This window comes from Aureibaculum luteum (assembly GCF_003449015.1).
Taxonomy (GTDB): Bacteria; Bacteroidota; Bacteroidia; order Flavobacteriales; family Flavobacteriaceae; genus Aureibaculum; species Aureibaculum luteum.
In genome coordinates, this window is the sequence record NZ_QRGD01000043.1 from 1 (window position 1) to 691 (window position 691).

At 32.0% G+C, this 691-nt stretch carries 1 protein-coding gene; it reads right to left on the reverse strand.

Annotation, left to right across the window (positions count from 1 at the left end; all coding sequences use genetic code 11):
- Positions 1-142: 142 nt before the first annotated feature.
- Positions 143-691: IS91 family transposase (locus D3P13_RS21800; protein WP_198680089.1), on the reverse strand; the 549-nt coding region annotated here is incomplete at its 5' end.

Sequence of the window (691 nt, forward strand, 5' to 3'; positions counted from 1 at the left end):
TTTTTTTAGGTCTTATTTAAGTTTTTATTGGTTAAAATCTCAATCTAAAATCAATTATTGATTAATTTTCATTTTTCAGACCTATTTTTTACTCATTTTCTTAAGTTTAGGCAATATCTGTCTGCCTCGCCTTTTGCCAGTTTTATTTTTTAATTCTATTTTTAATTAATAATAAATATTCTTTTGGTGGTCCTCTACAATCAAAGGTCAGTAACGTTATCAGTTCACCTTTTTTGCAACTCGGACAGCGATTGAGCTTTGTCTTTGGCCCCGATTCGGGGTTCTTTGTTAATGTTACAAATGGTTGCCCAAGTATTTGTGCTTGAAGTCTAGGTAACTTCTCTTTCTTCCAACTGCTACTTAAAATACCATAATGCCTTATTCTGGTAAAACCTTTGGGTAGAATATGAAGTTGAAATCGCTTTATAAAATCTATTGTAGATAAAGGTATTGTAGTTTTTACACCGTTATTTCTATATTCTTTTGCACTAAAAGTTACTACTCTTTTATGTTTGTTTATCGATTTTATTCTATGATTAGAAATGGCTATCTTATGGCTGTACCTGCCCAGATACTCAACCACAAATTCTGGTCTGCCAAATGGTTTTTTAGCATAGACCACCCAGTTCTTTTTAAACAGTTTATCATAGGTCTGTTTTGGTATGGGTAGTTGTTCTTTTCGTATCTCTGA